The sequence below is a fragment of the Serratia sp. GW822-FHT06D09 genome, assembly GCF_058799515.1.
In genome coordinates, this window is record NZ_JBXALO010000001.1 from 546,997 (window position 1) to 561,147 (window position 14,151).

Annotated in this window: 11 protein-coding genes; 8 read left to right on the forward strand and 3 right to left on the reverse strand. The window is 58.9% G+C overall.

The annotated features are described in order from the left end of the window. Positions 1 to 13: 13 nt before the first annotated feature. Positions 14 to 1,144, reverse strand: a complete 1,131-nt coding sequence (locus tag AC1RKG_RS02520) for an agmatine deiminase family protein (protein WP_493181923.1) — start codon at positions 1,142 to 1,144, stop codon at positions 14 to 16. Positions 1,145 to 1,292: 148 nt separating this feature from the next. On the opposite strand from AC1RKG_RS02520, the gene AC1RKG_RS02525 reads away from it, so the two are divergent. The 7 genes from AC1RKG_RS02525 (at position 1,293) to AC1RKG_RS02555 (ending at position 10,330) form a co-directional block, all read left to right on the forward strand. Beyond that, positions 1,293 to 2,156, forward strand: a complete 864-nt coding sequence (locus AC1RKG_RS02525; RefSeq protein WP_142815180.1) for a LysR family transcriptional regulator — start codon at positions 1,293 to 1,295, stop codon at positions 2,154 to 2,156. Between the two features lie 152 nt (positions 2,157 to 2,308). Continuing rightward, positions 2,309 to 3,982: a gamma-glutamyltransferase gene (ggt, locus tag AC1RKG_RS02530; protein ID WP_493181926.1), complete on the forward strand. Its 1,674-nt coding sequence runs from the start codon at positions 2,309 to 2,311 to the stop codon at positions 3,980 to 3,982. A 224-nt stretch (positions 3,983 to 4,206) separates the two neighbouring features. After that, on the forward strand, positions 4,207 to 4,785 hold the full coding sequence (locus AC1RKG_RS02535) for a tyrosine-type DNA invertase (RefSeq protein WP_128864866.1): 579 nt from the start codon (positions 4,207 to 4,209) through the stop codon (positions 4,783 to 4,785). A 370-nt stretch (positions 4,786 to 5,155) separates the two neighbouring features. Then, positions 5,156 to 5,890, forward strand: a complete 735-nt coding sequence (locus tag AC1RKG_RS02540; protein ID WP_493181927.1) for a fimbrial protein — start codon at positions 5,156 to 5,158, stop codon at positions 5,888 to 5,890. Between the two features lie 21 nt (positions 5,891 to 5,911). Continuing rightward, positions 5,912 to 6,436: a CS1 type fimbrial major subunit gene (locus AC1RKG_RS02545; protein ID WP_493181929.1), complete on the forward strand. Its 525-nt coding sequence runs from the start codon at positions 5,912 to 5,914 to the stop codon at positions 6,434 to 6,436. A gap of 82 nt (positions 6,437 to 6,518) precedes the next feature. Next, entirely contained in the window at positions 6,519 to 9,155 is a 2,637-nt protein-coding gene (locus AC1RKG_RS02550; protein WP_493181930.1) for a TcfC E-set like domain-containing protein, read from the forward strand. A gap of 20 nt (positions 9,156 to 9,175) precedes the next feature. Next, a complete protein-coding gene (locus AC1RKG_RS02555) occupies positions 9,176 to 10,330 on the forward strand; it encodes a CblD like pilus biogenesis initiator family protein (protein WP_493181932.1) in 1,155 nt (384 codons plus the stop codon). 65 nt (positions 10,331 to 10,395) lie between these two features. Here the strand turns inward: AC1RKG_RS02555 and AC1RKG_RS02560 are convergent, their stop codons facing one another. Both AC1RKG_RS02560 and AC1RKG_RS02565 read right to left on the reverse strand, forming a co-directional pair. Next, positions 10,396 to 12,339 carry a DUF3857 domain-containing protein gene (locus AC1RKG_RS02560; protein ID WP_493181933.1) on the reverse strand — a complete coding sequence of 648 codons (1,944 nt, stop codon included), beginning with the start codon at positions 12,337 to 12,339 and terminating at the stop codon, positions 10,396 to 10,398. Positions 12,340 to 12,471: 132 nt separating this feature from the next. After that, complete coding sequence (locus AC1RKG_RS02565; protein ID WP_122079395.1) at positions 12,472 to 13,041, reverse strand: helix-turn-helix domain-containing protein; 570 nt, start codon at positions 13,039 to 13,041, stop codon at positions 12,472 to 12,474. A 124-nt stretch (positions 13,042 to 13,165) separates the two neighbouring features. On the opposite strand from AC1RKG_RS02565, the gene AC1RKG_RS02570 reads away from it, so the two are divergent. After that, positions 13,166 to 14,077, forward strand: coding sequence for a DMT family transporter (locus AC1RKG_RS02570; protein WP_493181934.1), 912 nt, complete (start codon positions 13,166 to 13,168; stop codon positions 14,075 to 14,077). Positions 14,078 to 14,151: the final 74 nt, after the last annotated feature.

A 14,151-nucleotide genomic window follows, 5' to 3' on the forward strand; every position in this document is an offset into this window, starting at 1 on the left:
GTTGTAGCAAGACTTAAACGGCCGGCAGCTGACTGGTCACGCAGTGGATGCCCCCACCGCCGGCGGCGATAGCGTCGATATTCAACTGCACCACTTCACGCTGCGGGTAAAGCGCCGTCAATAATGCCAAAGCTGCGGCATCCGCCTCGGCATCGCCAAACTCCGGGGCGATAATCGCGCCGTTGATGACAAAGTAATTGATGTAACCGGCGGCAAAATCCGCATTGCCCTTGCTGAAGCGGCTACGGCGTGGATCCCGCGGTGGCGACACCGTATGCACCTGTATCTTGCGGCCATCGGCATCCGTGGCCTGTTTGAGGATCGCCAAATGATCCAGCGTGACCTGATGGTCGTAGGACTCAGGATCGCTGTCCAGATTGGCGATCACCACGCCTGGGCTGACGAAACGGGCGTAAAAATCGACGTGAGCGTCGGTAATGTCTTTGCCTTTAATCCCCGGCAGCCAGATGATTTTTCGCAGGCCCAGCATCGCTTTGAGCTCTTGCTCTACCCGCTCACGGCTCCAGCCAGGGTTGCGGTTGCGATTGACCCAACTGCTCTCGGTCATGATGCCGGTGCCATGACCATCCACCTCGATGCCCCCGCCTTCTCCTGTCAAGGCGCTGCGGCGCAGTGTGTTAACGCCGAAATGTCTGGCCTGGAAAGCGGCCAACTGAGCATCTTTACCGTGCCGTTGCTTATTGCCCCAGCCGTTAAAGTTGAAGTCCACCGCCGCCAATTCACCCGCATTGTTGGTAACGAAATTGGCAGCGATATCGCGCATCCAAATATCATCGAGCTCGGTAATGACAAAGGTCACATTGTGGCTGCCGCATTTTATCTCCGCTAACTCTCGTTCACGTTCGCGACAAAATACCGTCAGCGGCTGGTAAACCGCGATAGCACGGGCAATGCGCCCCAGAGCATCTTGCACGTCCGCCGTGAACGCCCCCCAAATCGCCCGCTGTGCGCCAAAAGCGATAAAGGCGCATTGCTGAGGCTCCCCCTCATCGGGCATGCGCCAGTTCCCGCCAGCCGTTTTCTGAGCCGCGTGGCTGGACAATGATGCCAGCCCCATCGAGGCCGTCAGGCTAATGCCGGCAATCAGGGAAGCCTGTTTGATAAATTCACGACGTGTTGACATGGTTTGCTCCTGTATTGCCGCCAAAACAATAAGCTAAACTATTCAGCAAAAGACGGCGTGATGTCGATAACAGCTATGTTAATCCCTTTAATCCGGGTAAAACAAAGGATACATTTAGCGGACACCTGATTAGATAGGCTTATCAATAATGTTAAAGCACTGGCCCCCGATGAACGCCCTGCGCGGTTTTGAAGCCGCCGCCCGGCTGGGCAGTTTCCACCAGGCCGCTGATGAGCTGCACCTCACTCAGTCGGCGATCAGCCAACAAATTCGCAGCCTGGAAGCCTTCCTGGAGCAACCGCTGTTTTTCCGTAGCGGCCGCAGCGTCAGCCTGACCGATGCCGGTCAGGATCTCTACAGCACCGCCCAGGTGATGCTGCAACAGTTGGCCGTTGGCATCCGCCGTCTGGAGCAATACCGCAAGCCCAACCAGTTGATCGTCAACACCACGCCGGCGTTCGCCCGTCACTGGCTGGTTCCGCACCTTAAAAGCTTCCACCGGCAGCATCCGGATATCGACCTGTGGCTGTTCACCACCTTCGACCCGCCGGATATGGCGACCGAAACCGTCGATCTGGCGATCCGTGACGATCTCAGTGCGCAAATTGAATGTAGCCTCAAAATGCTGCATCAGGATCGGCTCTATCCGGCTTGCCATCCTGAGCTGCTGAAACAGGACAAGGCACAACGCACCACCCTGCACGGCGAACGCGAGATGGACTGGAGCCACTGGGCCGTTCAGGGCGGCGCCAACGTTGGGCAAAGCAGCCACGGCCTGAACTTCTCCGATCCCGGCCTGCTGTTGGATGCGGCCTGCGACGGCCTGGGCATCGCTCTGGTCAGCGAACTGCTGGCGCAACAGGCTCAGGCACGTGGGGTATTGCAGCCGATGACGGAGCAAAGCGTGCGTGGCCCTCAGTGGGCCTGGCTTATTCATCGCGATAGCGAGAACAACCCGCTCGCCCGGCATTTTTGTGAGTGGTTACTAACACAATTGCCGGCGGTGATTTAACGTTCTACCTCACGCTTCCAAACGCCGGATAAAGCGCGGCGGATTGAGCGGTGCTACTTTCAATCAAGCGCCAGAAAAAGCTTAAACAATGGTGCTAAGTGGTTGTTGAGATTGAATTCACCTGTCATCGTTCAATTCGAAAAGGAAAGGCTATGCATTCTGGTTTATTGAAAACATTGGCACTCAGCGTGGCGCTGGCCACCCTCAGTCCTTCGGTATTCGCCGCTAATCTGAACGCCGGTGCCGTGGCGGCGCCGGATCAATACGGTGCCAAAGTGGCTGCACAAATTTTGCAGGCCGGTGGTAACGCCGTCGATGCTGCGGTTGCCACCGCCTTTACGCTGGCAGTGACCTACCCGGAGGCCGGCAACATTGGCGGCGGCGGTTTTATGACCCTGTACGTCGACGGCAAGCCCTACTTCCTCGACTACCGGGAAGTCGCCCCCAAAGCGGCCACCAAAACCATGTACCTTAACGAAAAAGGCGAAGTGATCGAGAACCTCAGCCTGGTGGGCACCAAAGCCGCCGGCGTACCCGGCACGGTACTCGGGCTGTGGGAAGCGCATAAACGCTTCGGCAAGTTGCCCTGGGCAGAACTGCTGACCCCGGCTATCGGCTATGCTCAACAAGGCTTTAAGGTGGCCGGCCAGCAATACCAATACCGTGAGGATGCCAACAAGCTGTTCGCCGACAAAACCAACTTCGGCGATTACTTTGGCAGCATGAAACCCGGCGCGGTGTTTAAACAGCCGGAACTGGCCAAAACGCTGGAACGCATCGCCAACAAAGGCGCTGACGACTTCTATCAGGGGGAAACGGCCAAGCTGCTGATCGCCCAGATGCAGCGCGATGGCGGCCTGATCACCCAGGAGGATCTGACAGACTACCGGGTGAAATGGCGCGAACCGATGAAAATCACCTGGCGCGGCAATACCCTTTATACCGCCCCGCTGCCGAGCTCCGGCGGCATCGCGCTGGCGCAGTTGCTGGGCATAAAGGAAGATCGTGCTGCCGATTTCAAAGGCGTGGAGCTGAACTCCGCCCGCTATATTCACTTACTGTCGGAAATCGAAAAGCGCGTCTTTGCCGATCGCGCCGATTACCTCGGCGATCCTGACTTTGCCAAGGTGCCGGTTGCTCAATTGGTCGCCCCGGATTATTTGCAAAAGCGGGCTGCGGAGATCAACCCGACCGCCATTTCACCGACCGAGAAAGTGCGGCCTGGGCTGGAACCCCATCAAACCACGCATTTCTCGATTGTTGACGCGCAGGGTAACGCGGTCAGCAATACCTATACGCTAAACTGGGACTTCGGCAGCGGCGTGGTGGTGAAAGGGGCAGGCTTCCTGTTGAATGACGAAATGGACGACTTCAGCGCCAAACCGGGCGTGGCCAATGCCTTTGGCGTGGTCGGTAGCGACGCCAACGCCATTGAACCGGGTAAACGCATGCTTTCGTCCATGAGCCCGACCATTATCACCCGCGACGGCAACGTTAGCCTGGTGATCGGTACCCCTGGCGGCTCTCGCATTTTCACCTCGATTTTCCAGGTGATAAACAATCTCTATGACTACCAGTTACCGCTGCAACAAGCGGTGGCCGCGCAGCGCGTCCATCACCAACTGTTGCCGAAAGACACTATCTTCTACGACGCTTTTGCTCCACTGACCGGCAAAGTGGCTGAACAGCTGAAAGCGATGGGTTACACACTGGAAGATCAGGGCTGGTACATGGGGGACATACAGGCGATCCGCGTCAAGGGTGACACGCCGGAAACCGCCTCCGATCCGCGTGGCCGCGGTGTGGGGCTGGTAGTGAAAAAATAACGATAAAACACTGGGCGGATCCGTTAGAGGTGCGCCCGGGTTTTATTTTTACCCTGCGGCATGCCATGCGTTTGTTTGATTTACGTTCACAACCTGCTCACTTTATCAACAGTCACACAGTTTATTCCTAATTTCCGGCACGCAATGCCTTCATTTCTTATACTCTCCTGCCGGCCCATTAACGGGCCGCGTTTCTTTTCTATCCTCACCCACAAGGAGTCACGATGAAAAATAACGAGCGCAAGCATCTCACGCGCCCGGAGATCGAGCGCATGCTGGCAGCCGCCAGCGACAGCCCCGATCCGGAACGCAATACCTGCCTGCTGTGGATGTGTTTTATCCACGGTTGCCGGGTCAGCGAACTGACCGGCCTGCACCTGGCGGATCTGGATATGGCGGCAGGTAGCCTGTACGTACGTCGCCTTAAAAACGGCCTGTCCACCGTGCAACCTTTGCATCCCATGGAGCGAAAATTGCTGACGCGCTGGCTAGAGCGCAGACAGCGTTATCCGGGGGCGAACGACTACGACTGGTTATTTTTGTCCCACAAGGGCGGACGGCTTTCTCGTTCGCGCATCTATCGGATACTGAGGCAATTAGGGGAACGGGCAGGTTTGGCTATTGCGGTGCACCCGCATATGTTACGCCACGCCTGCGGCTACGCTTTGGCGGATAAAGGGGCGGATACCCGGCTGATTCAGGATTATCTTGGCCATCGCAACATCCAGCATACTGTGCTGTATACAGCCAGTAATGCAGGACGATTTAAGGCGCTGTGGTTCGAGGAAAATGTAACATTTTGAACCAAAGTGTCACCATACTAAGTTTCCGCTGCTAAAAACGTCAATTTTTTTCTGCAATATTTCCGTAATTTAATTTTTATTTTTGAATATCACCCAGTTAGAATCATCTGGCTGAAACGCAATTATCCAGCATATTATACTTTCCCGATTTTTAAGCTCCGTCACTCTGTCGCTACCCATCTCGCCAATCCAGTTTATTACGCTGAAATAGCGCCATCCATGGCCTTTTTTTAGCGATATCGTACGCCATCACCCGCCTTTCAAGTCATAAATCCATAATGTGACACTTTGGTTCATTATGTTGCGTTTTTATCGGTCGTAAAACGGGTCTTATTCAGACCTTTTCATGCATCACAGGGAGTGTGCAGACATGCCAAAAATCCACCGCGCTATGGGGCTCACCCGCAGCAAACTCGCCGGGCTGGCCGCCGCCCTGATGCTGGTCAACACCGGCTGCCTGGCCAACCTGACGGTCTACCCCATCAGCGCCGACATCGGCCCCGGCCAGGAGGCTACCACCCTGCAGGTACTGTCCAAATCCCCGCAGACCCAATACGTACGCGTCGGCGTCAAACGTATCCTCAACCCGGCCACGCCACGCGAAACCGAGGTGGATGTTGACAGTCAGCAAGGATTGGTGGTGTCGCCGGACAAATTCGCCCTGCCCGCCGGTGCCACCCGCACCGTCCGGTTAATCAGCCTGGCAACGCCCCAGCAGGAAGAAGCCTGGCGGGTCTACTTCGAACCCGTGGCCTCACTGAGCGAAGACGAAGCCCCCGCCACCCAAAACGCCCAGGTCAACCTCAACCTGGTCTGGGGCGTACTGGTCCGCCTGCGGCCAGCGGTGGCTCAGCCGCAGCTCGCGCGCAGCGCCGACGGCAGCCAGTTACTCAACCCGGGCAACGTCCGCCTGGGAGTATTGAAAGTGGGTCACTGTACGCCGGCTTGTCGCTGGCAGCAGATTGACCGCAGTGTCTATCCCGGTGAAGCCATGATGCTGCCCGCCGGGATGTCAGGTGGCGTGGTGCGCGTGGAATATCGCGACGGCGCTGCCACTCCGACGACGGCGGACTTGCCGGCCGGAGCATCAACCCCAAAAAACTGAAATAACCAATAAGGATGTTGTATGAAAAAGTTATATACCTTTACCCCTGTCGCCCTGGCCGCCCTGTTCTCCCTGTCTGCCATGGCGGTACAGAAAGACATCACCATCACCGCCGATATCGACCCGACGGTCGAACTGCTGCAGGCGGACGGTACTGCGCTGCCATCCAGCCTTAAGATGACCTACATACCCGGCGTCGGGCTGCAAAAAAAGACCCTCAGCACCAAAATCTTTACCAATGACACGACCAGCCAGGTGGAAATGCGCCTGTTGACCGCCCCGGTGCTGGCGTCCAACACCAAACCGAGCGCGACGACCATTCCGTTAAGCGTCAGCTACAACGGCAAGACCCTGACCACTGCGGTGACCGCCGACTCCACGCTCAAGCCCGCTGACCTGTTCCCCAAGGGGCGTATTGATGGCGGCTCAGCGCCCTTCGATCTGGTGATTGCGCAGACCACCACCGGCATCATCTCCGAGTCCGGCAGCTACCAGGGCGTGGTCAGCCTGATACTCAATACCTCTACCGTCCCTGTAACACCATAACAACGCCCCACCGACAGGGCGCACTCGGTGCGCCCTTTTCCCGGGTCTGGATGACCCTGGTTCGACCAAGGGAATGAGCGCCATGAATACCCGCTATCGCTATCACCCTCTGTATCTGGCCCTGCTGTGGGCCTGTCAGGCGACGGCCGCGTCGCAGGTACCGCCAGGCTTCGAATCCCTGCTGCTGGGGCAGACGGAGCGGCTGGAGGTCCGGTTACCGGGCCGTTCGCTCGGGCTGTTTGTCGTCGAAGTCAAACCCGATACCCTCACCTTTGAAGAGCCGGAAACGGTGCTGGCGGCCGCTGGCCTGCAAACGTTATCTGAACAACAACAAAAACAGGCACTGCAGGCCCTGAGCCAACCGCTGGCACGCCATGGCAACCTGGCCTGCAACGGCAGCGCGACGCCGGGCTGCGGCTATGTCGCCACCGACAGCGTGGCGGCCATTCTGGATGAAAGCGAGGGCGCGGTGCTGTTGTTTATGAAACCCACCTGGCTGGCCAGCCTGAAACAGGACCAACGCTGGCTGACCCCGACGCTGGCGGCAAAAAACGCCTTTATTCACCGTCAGACCGCCAACTACAGCGGCGACAAGGACAGCCAGAATCTGGCGCTGAACGGCACCGGTGCGCTGGGGCTGGGCGAACGCCGCTTTCTGGGCGGCAACTGGGCCTACACCTGGAACCGGGTGCGCGACGCCAGCGCCAGCCGTTTGTGGTTCGACAATCTCTATGCGCGTCAGGACATGGGCAACCGCTACTACCTGCAGGCAGGCCGCATGGACCAGCGCAACCTTTCCAGCCCGTTGGGCGGTAACTTCGGCTTTACCCTGCTGCCGTTGACCCGCTTTGACGGCCTGCGACTCGGCACCACCGACGCCTACGTTAACCAGAGCATCAGCCGTGACGCCACCCCGGTGATGGTCCAGGTTAACCGCAATGCCCGGGTCGATATCTACCGCGGCAGCCAGTTGCTGGGCAGCCAGTATTTTGCGCCGGGCATGCACCCTCTGAACAGCGACAGCTTTCCGCCCGGCAGCTACCCGCTGGAGCTGCGGGTGTATGAGGACGGCGTGCTGCAACGCAGCGAAAACCAGCCGTTCAGCAAGGGCGGCAGCGCCTTCAGCGACCGCTGGCAGTGGTTTTTTCAGGGCGGGAAAGCCGCCGCGGAAAGTGCCGCACCGCAGCAATCCACCTCACAAAGTACCGGGGCCGCCGGGGTGCAGCTGGCGCTGTGGCGCAACCTGCAACTGACCAGCGGCGTGGCGAAAACCCAGGGCACCACCTACAACGAAACCCGGCTCGACGCGCAACACGCCTTCAGCTTCGGCGTGTTGACGATGGCCGCCAGCGGGCTGGCCGGCAACAATGGCGTGCGCGGCGACAGCCAGCAACTGAGCTTTGTCGACGGTTTTTCCGCCAGCCTGTACCGCTACCGTATCGGTGGTGCGCAGTGTGGCCAGACGGATAGCGGCCGCAGCAACGACATGGGTTGCTACACCTCGCTCAACGGGTCATTCTCGGTGCCGTTCGCCGGCTGGAGCGCCACGCTGGGCTACAGCGACACGCAAAACAACGGGCGCAGCTACCAACGCCCGGTCTCGGCAGACGGCCTGGTGCCCGCGCAAACCCTGCGCAGCGCCGACCAGCGCAACCGCGCCTGGCAACTGGGGCTGTCCCGCGCCTTCAACTGGGGCGGCACCACCGTCAGCACCCGGCTGGGGGCCTTTCGCAACCGCAACGGCCAGACCACCGATAACGGCCTGTACCTCGGTTTTACCCTGTCGCGGGCCGACAGCTCGGCACAGGCCGGCGGCAGCGACAGCTACAGCAGCGCCGGGGTGGACTGGCGCAACGGCGGCGGGCAAGCGCAGACCAGCTACAACCTCAACCATACCCGCATGTGGCAGCAGGACGGCTACCGCGAGCTGGCGATGAACTTCTCCGGTTACAACGACGAAAGCTACAGCGGCAGCGTCGGTGGCCGTACCAACGGGCGCTATGGCGACCTGAGCGGCACCCTGAGCGACAGCCGCCGCCGCAGTGGCGGTAACCGCAGCGCACTCACCGGGGGGTACTCCTCGGCGATGGCGGTGTCCGCCGACGGCCTGTTCTGGGGCGGCAACGGCGGCGGTGAACCTTCCGCTGGGCTAGCGATACGGGTGGCCCCAGCGGACCAGGATGGTGCCGCCGCGCAGGTAAACGGCGGCAGCGGCCGCCCGCTGACGCTGGGTTTTGGCCAAAGCACCCTGCTGCCGCTGGAGGGCTACCAGCTTTCCAGCGTGGCGGTGCGCGACATTACCGGCACCTCCGGCGGCGGGGTGGCTAACGTGAACGGTGGCGCGGGTGAAAGCCGTTACTTCCTGCCGCCGGGCCGGCTACTGGTGCGCGAGGTCAGCGCCAATATCACCTGGGTGTATATCGGCCAGGCGCTGGGGCCGACCGGCCTGCCGCTGGCCAATGCACAGGTGCTCAATCAGGCGCTGCCCGCATTGGGGGCCGACGGCGGTTTTACCCTGCAGGCCAACCAGAAGGTGCCAGCACTGTGGCTGATAAGCGATGGGCAGCTGATGCGCTGCTCGCTGCGGGTCAAGACGGTGCGGGATATTTTGCAAATCGTCGGTGCCACGCGCTGCTCCGCCGCCGGTGCCGAGGGGTTGCCGCAGTCGCTGCTGATGACGCCACGGGTGATGAAACTGCTGGCCACTGCCAAACGCTAACCACAGGACGGAAAAACACAATGAAGGCAATGCTGAACCAAAGGGTAAAAAAAATCATCGCGCACGGCCTGCTTCCGCTGCTGATGGCGGCGGTAAGCTACCCGGCACGGGCAGACCGCGTGCCACCGGCGGATAACCACCAGGTGATAAACCTGAGCTATGACAAAAGCGCACCACCGGCGGACAGCTATATATGGAAGCGGGCGCTAGGGGGCCATGATACGGATGATTGGTATCTCTGGGGCCGCAATAGCTGGGTGTGCCAGTCCAGCATAGAGACAGCTACCGGCGCTTGCCCGATGGTTCCCGTTTGGTTTGGCTCCGTACCTTCTTCACTCAAGCTGCGTTTTACCGAAGTGCGCAGTCAACTTTCGGCCGATATCCAACTTTTAGGGTACAATGAACGCCGATATATCCCTGTCAGTCGCTGTGGTGAGTGGGAAACTTTACTGGCCTTTTATTCAGCGGCCGGCATAACCTGCGATGGTATAACTACTAAAGAGGCTGCCCTTACACTATGGCTCCCCCAATCCGAACTCGCCAAACTTCCCACCGGCGGTGTCTGGAAAGCCAAGCTGATGCTAAACGAAATGCAGTGGAACCCTTCTATCAAGGTCGCCACCTTCTCCGCCGATATCACCCTGAACGTCACCGATAAAAACAACGGCGCGATTTACCTGCCGGCCTTTGGCAGCGCCACGCCGCGGGTGGACCTCAACCTGCGCACCCAGCCGCTTTCCACCGCCCCTGGCGGCGAGGTCTCCGGCCAGTCCACTATCGATATGTGCCTGTACGACGGTTACAACAGCAACAGCCCCTGGCTAAAGGTCACGCTGGCCGATCAGCAAAACGTCGCCGGCCGCGCGGCGGATGTGTTCTCGGTCAGCCGCGACGGCAGCAGCGCCACCGCCGCCGCCGATCGCATCGATTACCGCGTCACCCTCAACTATAACAATCAGCCGCAAAAGGTGAATAACGGTCAGGCGATTACCCTCACCGGCGTCAATACCGCGCTGATCCGCCCGGTGGTGTTACCCGGCATCCCTTTCCCGGTGGTCTGCACCCCGGCACCGCTCACGCTGGACGTATTGCCGTTCGCCAAGCTAAGCAAGGCCGCCGGCCATTTTACCGGCACGCTGCGCGTTACCCTTAGCGCGGACGCGCTGGCCCCGTAATAGTCAATGCAGTAGCGATAAAAAACCGGGTGCCTTGATGAGAAGTGCACCCGGTTTTTTTGTTTCTATTTGGCGGCCACAGCAGAATTAACCCCGGCGTTCGCCAGCTCGCCATACACTACCTGGCCACGGAAGCCACGCCGAACCTGCTGGAACAATGCGCGGAAGGCAGGATAATCCTGTGCCTGACAGAGCGCGTCCTTACCGCGAACGGCATTCAGCTGTAGCCGATGATTGACCACCACCTGTTGCCCTTCGAGCTGCCATTCAACCTGGTATTTTCCGGCCGCATTGCTGAACTGCTGGTTCTTGGGGATGGCGATAATCGGCACGTTGGCGGGCAGGTGCAGGCGATAGGTCTCGTCGTACTGCTGCGCGGTGCAGAAGAACGGCGTTTCGTTAGTCGGGGCGGACGTCGTCGAGTAAAGCGTACGGAAAGACTTGCCGCCGGGCGGCGTCGGTACGGCCATACCGCCCACCACGCTGAAATCGACATAATCCTCGGCTTTGAATTTATAACTGTAGGCAAACGGCTTTTTGAGATCGAACGCATCGCCGTGCATCGCGATAACCCCACGGCCATCAATGCCTGAGGACGCCATGATGTTCTCTTCGACTCGCGTCCGGTTCTGCTGATTGATTTGCGAGAAATAGCCTCTCAGGTCGATCTCATCCACCTCACCCAGCTTGCGTTCAGTTTGGCCACGCATATTGCCTGCTTTATCGAAGTAGAAGTCCACGCTGAGCGACGTATTGTTGCGCTGTTCGTCATTGTCAGGGGTACGCGCCAATTTGGCTTCGCGCGTCAGCAGGACCGGAGCCCCAAGGTCAGCCCCCGGCAGTTGGCCAAAGCGCGCCCAGGGGCTGGTAGAATCCAGATACAGATTGAACTCCGGCACGTAGGTAATCGCGTGGTTAAAGCGCCCCAGCAGCGGCACCTTCGGCAATATCGGCCCTTGGTCCATGCCGATCAGCACCGGTGAACTGACGATGCCCTTGGCGGCCAGCAACGCCTCGAGCATCACCACATGATCCTTGCAATCGCCATAGTGGTTATCCAGGATGCTCTGCGCCGAATTCGGCTCCAGCCCGCCGTTGCCCAAATAGACCGCCACATAACGAATATTCTGCGCCACCCAGCGATAAATCGCCGCCGTCTGCTCACGACGGTCGCTGATGCCGTCGGTAATTTTATCCGCCAACGCCTGGATCGCCGGGGTCACTTTGGCCGCCTGATTGGCTTTCTGTTGATAGGCTTTGGCCAGCTGTGGCCATTCGCGGTAGGTACTGGCCATGATGGTTGGGCTGAATGTCCAGCTGTTCGCCGACCAGTTTTGCGCTTTCAGCGGTTCACTGCGCCGGTAATGCCAGCGCCAGTGGGCCTGACCGTCGCGGATCTGCGGCTTATCTGCGCCCTCTACTCCTCGGGTAAAGACATGCATCGGCACATTGGCCGGTGCCTGCAAATTGACCTCGGCGTCATCAAACTGGTCGAAGACGCTGAAGGTCTCCCACAGGCCGAAGTAGTCCGGGAAGTACGGGGTATTTTGCGTGCGCAACACCTGATACACCACGCGAGAACCCGGCGCCAGGTTGGAGAAGACAATCACCTTTACCTTGCGATCGGCATACAGTGGCGCAGAGGCGCTGGAGTAGCTTTCCTGGGTATAAATGCGATCGGGCGCGACATCATGGCGCTGTCCATCGGCCGTCAGCGTATAGGCCGAAACCACCTTCAGCGTTTCCATTTTTTCGCTGTAGCTCAGGCGGATTTGGCTGAACTTCTCGACTGCCGCCTTGGTTTTGAGCAGCACCTCATAGCTCTCGGTCTTGGTGTTGCTGGCATTGGCATGGACTTGATAATCCGCGCGGTAACGCACAAAGCTGAAATCATTGCTAACGGCGGCATCCTTGGTGGCGACCGACGGCGCTTCCACGGCCAACAGCGTTGCCGGGTGCGTCGCCGCAAGTCCAGCGGCCAACACGAGAGAAGGGATGACAATTTTCATCTTCGTTCCTTGAAGTTTTTTAAACGATAACAGTGACATTGATAAGGTGCTGACCACTGACGCAAGAGCGGCACACTAATACAACTGAGAATCGTTTTCAATAAAATACCGATTCGGCCGGGTGTGTCCGACCTAACCCTGCTCTATCAACATGACAGCCGTAGTATCGCTCTCCAAAGCGTCAAAAATATGCTCGCGGTCGGCGGAATAACTGATGTAATCCCCTGCGTTCAATTCTACCGGTTGGTCCGTCGGCCCGACTAACGCCCTGCCACTGCTGATAATCACATGCTCAATGGTGCCCGGCATATGCGGCCGCGAAATGCGGGCTTCGCCCGGTTGAACCTGTAGACGGTAAATATCGCGCTGTGCCCCTGGCGGGCAGGTTGCCAACAGGGTGGCGGCGTAGTTGGCCTGTTCGGAAACCGTGGTCACCCCTTCATGGGCACGGATCACCTGTACGTGCTGGCGTGGCTGAGAGATCAACCGGCTGACCGGCACATCCAACGCCATCGCCAACGCCCACAAGGTTTCCAGGCTGGGGTTGCCGCTGCCGGTTTCCAGCTGCGAAAGCGTCGATTTTGCAATCCCGGCTCGGCGAGCCAATTCGGTAACCGAGAGACCCAATCGTTCGCGTTCACGGCGAATGGCGGCCGAAAGCAGGCCGATGGGCGTAGCGTTATTGCTGACAAAGTCGCTCATTGTTCACCATATCGTTCATTTGTTCGTCTTGACGAACAGTTATCGAGTGTTCATCATAATGTTCAGTTGTTCATTTTAATGATAACCGCCAACGGCGGCAAGCGCACTAGCAGGGAGAAGGGAAATGAAGATAAGAACCGGCGGCGTATTACAGATGACCCTCGCCATGGTCATTTCCGGAACCGTGGGCTGGCCGGTAATGCTGCTGGGGCAGCCGCCCGCTACGGTGGTTTTCTGGCGCTGCGCGTTTGGCGCGCTAGCGATGCTGATCGCCTGCGCCCTGCTTGGCCTGCTTAAAAAAGACATGTTAACCCGACGTCAGGCTGCCATTGCGGTGCTGGGCGGCGTCGCCCTGGTGCTGAACTGGGTAATGTTGTTCGGCGCTTACAGCCATGCCTCTATTGCGGTGGCGACCGTCACCTACCACGTCCAGCCCTTTATGCTGGTTGGGCTCGGGGTGCTGTTTTTCGGCGAAAAAATGACGGCGGCCAAGTTTGGCTGGCTGGTACTGGCCTTCGTCGGCATGTTGCTGATCATTAGCGGTAAACAAGATGGCGGCGATACCAGTGCCGATTACTTCACTGGCGTGTTGCTGGCGCTGGGCGCTGCCTTTATGTATGCGGTAGCGGCGGCGATCGTCAAGCGTTTGAAAGGGGTGCCGCCGCACCTGATCGTGCTGATTCAGCTCACTCTGGGCGTCGTACTGCTGGCACCGTTCGCCGGCTGGGCCCAACTGCCGTCGACGGCTAACGGCTGGTTGCTGCTGGCGACCCTGGGTCTGGTGCACACCGGGCTGATGTCTTCCCTGCTGTACAGTGCCATCCAGAAAATCCCCACTGCCCTGATAGGCGCGTTGTCTTTCATCTATCCCCTGGTGGCGATTATCGTCGACTGGGCGGTATTCGGACACCGCCTTAGCCTGATGCAGCTGTCGGGCGCCGCCGCCATCTTGCTTGCAGCAGCGGGCATGAACTTTGGCTGGCGACTGGTGCGGGCGAGCAAACCCGTGCGCGTGGTCGGTGATCAACAACCCTGAGCGCGATTTTTAAAACCGTTCGTTGCCGAATGATAAGCGAAACGCCTATCCCAAAAATATCAAAAGCTCAGCGA